The organism is Nguyenibacter vanlangensis, from assembly GCF_013376155.1.
Classification (GTDB): Bacteria; Pseudomonadota; Alphaproteobacteria; order Acetobacterales; family Acetobacteraceae; genus Gluconacetobacter; species Gluconacetobacter vanlangensis.
The window spans coordinates 1-4,620 of sequence record NZ_JABXXP010000215.1 but is presented as its reverse complement, the minus strand read 5'-3'; the positions used below and the strand labels follow the sequence as shown (position 1 = coordinate 4,620).

The 4,620-nt window shown below is 63.1% G+C and carries 3 protein-coding genes; all 3 read left to right on the top strand.

The genetic code is table 11. The annotated features are described in order from the left end of the window. Positions 1–1,833, top strand: a 1,833-nt coding sequence (locus HUK84_RS10965; RefSeq protein ID WP_218064323.1) for a hypothetical protein, incomplete at its 5' end; no start/stop codon positions are given. After that, the gene (locus HUK84_RS10960) at positions 1,823–3,202 is read left to right on the top strand and encodes a hypothetical protein (RefSeq protein WP_176640333.1); all 1,380 of its coding nucleotides are present in this window, start codon (positions 1,823–1,825) and stop codon (positions 3,200–3,202) included. The genes HUK84_RS10965 and HUK84_RS10960, both read left to right, overlap by 11 nt. A gap of 180 nt (positions 3,203–3,382) precedes the next feature. Next, positions 3,383–4,620, top strand: a 1,238-nt coding sequence (locus HUK84_RS10955; protein ID WP_176640332.1) for a hypothetical protein, incomplete at its 3' end; no start/stop codon positions are given.

Genomic DNA, 4,620 nt, shown 5'->3' with positions numbered 1-4,620 from the left:
CGCGTCCTGGTGGCGATCAGCGACGCCTACGACGTCTCGGATGTGGAGCTGCACAAGACCTACGCCGCGAACCAGGCGAATGTCTATGTGCGGTCGGGTGTCCGGGAAAGTTTCGGCTTCTTCATGCGCAACTTCCCGGACATCACGGTGAAGGAGCTGAAAGAGCCGACAAGTTTCATGGCCCATGCGGCCCGGATGGCGCCCGTTCGCGAGGCATTCGCCCGCATGATGGACAGCGAGGGCATTCTGTTCCGGGACGCGCATACGCCCCTCATCTGCAATCATGCAAATCGCATCGTCCGCCAGGCCGCGGACGTTCGCGACGCCGTCCTGTCGATCATCGATTGCGTTATGGAATCACGCTGGACCGCCGATAATTGCGAGCATGTCGGTGGAAACGTCGTGATCGAACTCGGCCAGGGCGGAAAATCGGTCCAGCTTCTGGTGGACAACGGACTCACCCTGCCGGCGATCGCCTATGCCGGCGGCCAGAAGGATACGGATGCCCTCGTGGCGGCCGCGACCCTGCTGCATGAGGTCGGCGGCATCGCGGCCCGCGACGCAGAAGGAGCGGTGAGCCTCCAGGAGGGTGATCTGGCCGTCCTGAGGCAGATGTTCGGCGTGCCGGCGTGCTATCCCTTGGTAAAGGAGTTCCTGGTCCGGGAGTTCACCCGCCTGATCGCGGGCTTTCAACTCGCCTCCCGCAAGTCCATCCCCCGGCCATTGCGCCGGTTCCTGGAAATCTACCAGCACACATCCGCGGCCCGCGACGATCTCGACCTTGCTGGAGGGGAACTCGCACTCCAGGTGCAGGCGAAGAAGACCGTCGTAGGAGACAGCCATACGCTGGGCCGCGTGACCACGGAGATCAAGGTACTCAAGCCGGACGGCTCGGTGACGGACCGGTGCTCCGCCGGCCGCTGGACGCCGGAAGCGCTGGTCTTCTATTTCAGCCGTCTGGACGGCGTTCCGGTCCTGGATCTGATCCGCAGCGCCCGCCGCATGGCCGAGCATCACGAGCAGGTCGCATCGCTCTACGGCACGTTCGCCTCGGTGCTGTCGCTTGACGTCGGTGCCGAGACCGCGGGGCGGGAGCCGATCGGCGTGATGTCCCCGCAGGCGGTCGCAACGCTTCAGATCCTCCACCAGCTTTCGATGCTGCTGCTGCTGCGGGTGGAACGTCCGGCCATCTTCATGTCCCACGACTATTACCATGCGGGCGGTGATCTCCTCGGCTGGTGCGTTGCGCTCTGTGCAGCGGATGCGCTGGACGTCGAGGATGCGGTCGCGCTCTATGCCAATCACTTGCGCGGCGTGACGGCGTCGGACGCAAATCCGACGGACGGGATCGGCGATATTCTCGGGCGCCTCCGCGAGGCCGCCTCGCCGCTCGTTTCCGTCACCGGTGTCCCTCTGGCGGCAGCCAAGGACATCGCGACGGCGACGCGGCATCTGTTCGAACAGCCGGCATTCGACGCGCGGCGCCGCTATCTCCGTCTCAATGGGGACGTCCAGATCGTCTGCCTCGGCTCGGATCCGGACCAGGAGACATTCGATACGGCGCCTTACGGGAGCGCGGTCACCATCGTGGCCACACCGGAAGAGATTGCGCAACGCAGCCACAGCGCGTCCCTGGAAGCCCTGGAACATGGATGCGTGTCGTCCCTTACCGACGACAACCAGCGCGTGCTGCATTTCGCCCGGGGGCGAAAGATCCTGAGCAGCACCGTCTTCTCCTACATCAAACTTGGCGAGCGCGTCCTGGGGTTCGGAAAGGGCGGCAGCGAATCCATGACGATGTTCGTCACCGCGGAGGACCATCATGCAGCATGAAAATGTCATCGTTCGGAAGATCCTGAGCGAAGCCCTGATCGCCGTTGGCTGGAATCCGGAGGGGACCGGCGTCATGCTGCCTCCCTTTACCAAGGCCAAGAGGCAGGCCGAGTTCCTGCAGGCCTTGCCGGATCCGGCGCGCCGCTACTTTCCGCGCGTGTTCGATATCCTCGAACGCGAGATCCCGGTGCCGACCCATTATCTCAAGGAAACCGATCGGCCCACCTTCAAGGAACTGATCTATGAGATGAGCTTCGTGCCGGGAGAGGAGGTCAGCCGTTACGTCGAGCGCTGCAGCCCGCCGCCGGCGATCGTGGCCCGTATCTACGAGCAGATCGCCATCGTGTTGCGCAACGACGTGCACAGCCTGCGGCGCACGGCGTCGCCGGGCGAAACGCTGGAGGCGTCCTATTTCCGCAAGATCGAGGATCGCCTGGACCTGTGCCGGCGCACCGCGCCGAATACCTTCAATGAGAAACTTCTCGATACCGGACATATCGTCATCAATGGGGTCCGCTACCGGAACTTCCGGACGATCCTGGGCATCCTGCGGGAAAACGCGGCCTATTGCGATGTGCTGGAGCCGCGCTTCCACGCCCTCGTCATGGGGGACACCAACACCGAGAACATCAAGATCAACAACCTGGCGCCTCTGCTGCGGGCCCAGGCGCTGATCGAAGGAAACGCGCCGGATGCCGAAATCGAGGCCGCGCTGGACGCCATTACGGCGGTGTCGATCGATCTGCGGTTCCTCGATCCGCGCGCGATCGGCTTTGACAGCGAGGGTGCCGAGACGCGCGACGACCCGATGTATGACAACAAGCCCTGGCACAATTCGCTCGGTCATTACGACGAAGTGCATCACGAGCGTTTCGACCTGTCGGTTTCGGTCGGGGAAGGGCAGACACCCGAGATCGAGATCCGCTACGAGCCGGGCAATCCGTATGAGCGGTCCTACAGGGTCGAGGACCTGACCGAACGTAACATCGACATCGACGAGCGCCCCGATGTCACGGGCATGGAGCGCTATTTCGCGCCGGTGATGCGCAAGCTCTACGATCTCGACAATCCGCATTCCGCGGCGGTTGCCGAGGATCCGAACTGGCTGGTCCGGTTCGTGTTCATGATGGGGGCTCATTTCACCGCCATGCCGCCCTTCCATTTCCAGATGGAACTCGACGGTACTCTGGTCGATTCGTATCTCGTGCAGCGGCGTCCGGTGGCCATCTTCTGCGAAGGCATCCGCTGGCTGAACTGGTCGCTCGAAATGCTGGAGGGCAAGCGCCGGAAATTCCTGGGCGTCCCCGTGCCGGATTATGCGGCGGCGTCTCCGTCCAGGGCCACATTGGCTGATACCGTGGACGCATAGCGGCCGGACCGGTCTTTCACTCGATACCCCAGGGTCATATCCGTACACGGATATGACCCTGGCCTCTTGTTTTGGCGGGCATCTTCACGCGATCGAACGATTCCGCCCGATCGCCGCCCCGCTCCAATCTCCTGTCGGACACGGTTGCCGGCCGTTGAGCCTCCTGGAAGGAAGAATGTGATGGTCACAACTCCCAATCCCGCGCTGTCGCGCCTCGGCATGGCGGCTTTGGCGCCCGAATCGCGAGTCATCTCCACGCCCTGGAGCCGTATGGTCCGGGGGCTCGCCCTTGGCCAGTATCCTGTCGATTATAATGAATCCCTCGCGTCCGTCGTCGGCCAGGCGAAGGACATCCTGCTGCGCAGGATTTCCAGGCCCCAGGGCTATCTGCTGTTCGCGCTGCTTCTGGCCGATCTGGCGGTCGAGGTGTGTCGTCCGGGCGCCAAACCGGATGGCGACGGGCTCAAGGCCAGCGCGGTCAGGCTGATGGATGCGCTGCGCGCGGAGAAGAATCCCTATTATGCCGTCGTCGGCGGCGGCATCCTGTTCGACGCCTTTGCCAAATTGCGTCTCGATGTGTCGTTGCTCGTCAATGCCGAGTGCGATTTCGCCGAGGAAATGCTGGCGGCGGTCGATCGGATTCAGCCCGACCAGATCAAGGACGAAAATGCCGGGAACCACGGCGAATACGAGAAGCTGTTCGCCTACACCTCGCTCTTCCTGGGCATGGGGCAGGCAGGGCTGGAGAGGAAACTGATCGAAGGCCGCCGCAATTACGTCAGGGAGGCTCTCGGCCTGATCCAGACGGTCCCATCTCCCTTCTTCAAGGGGCGCGGCTGCTCGATGCTGTTCTCGGTGCTGTCGGCCATCGGGCTGGACGGCATGATCTTCGATGACGGCACCGACTTCATGAAGGAGGTGCTGGACTATGTCGATCGGGATGACGAGATCAGCTTCCCGCTGCGCTTCCCGCAGCCGATCTCGCCGGCCTATGTCAAGATCTACCCGCGCGTGACCATGCTGAACGCGATCGCGGTCTCGGGGCGGACATCCTATGCGACGATGGGGCACGATCGGCTGGCTGAGCTGAAGCCGCTCTGGGCCGAGCTGGAGCCGCCGGAGAAGATGCATCAGGGGCTGTATTACCTCATCGCGCTGCATAATCTCGGCAAGATGTCGCAGGAGATCGGCGGCGAGGGCGCAATCGTCGACGAACTGGTCCACTATCTCGATGTCGTGGACCCCGGCGCGAATTTCTTCCTCAACGGTTTGTCGCATGCCTATATCGTGGAAACCGCGATGGTGACGGGACGGCTCGACGCGATCTCCGGCCGGGCGATCGACCGGATTGCCGATTGTTTCGTGCGCATGGACGCAACCCCGCTCGACCGTGTCAGCCGTGCCTATCCGTTCGCCTA

Coding starts and splice junctions, on each gene's coding strand:
- HUK84_RS10960 (WP_176640333.1), top strand. CDS start 1,823: ATGCAGCATGAAAATGTCATCGTTCGGAAGATCCTGAGCGAAGCCCTG.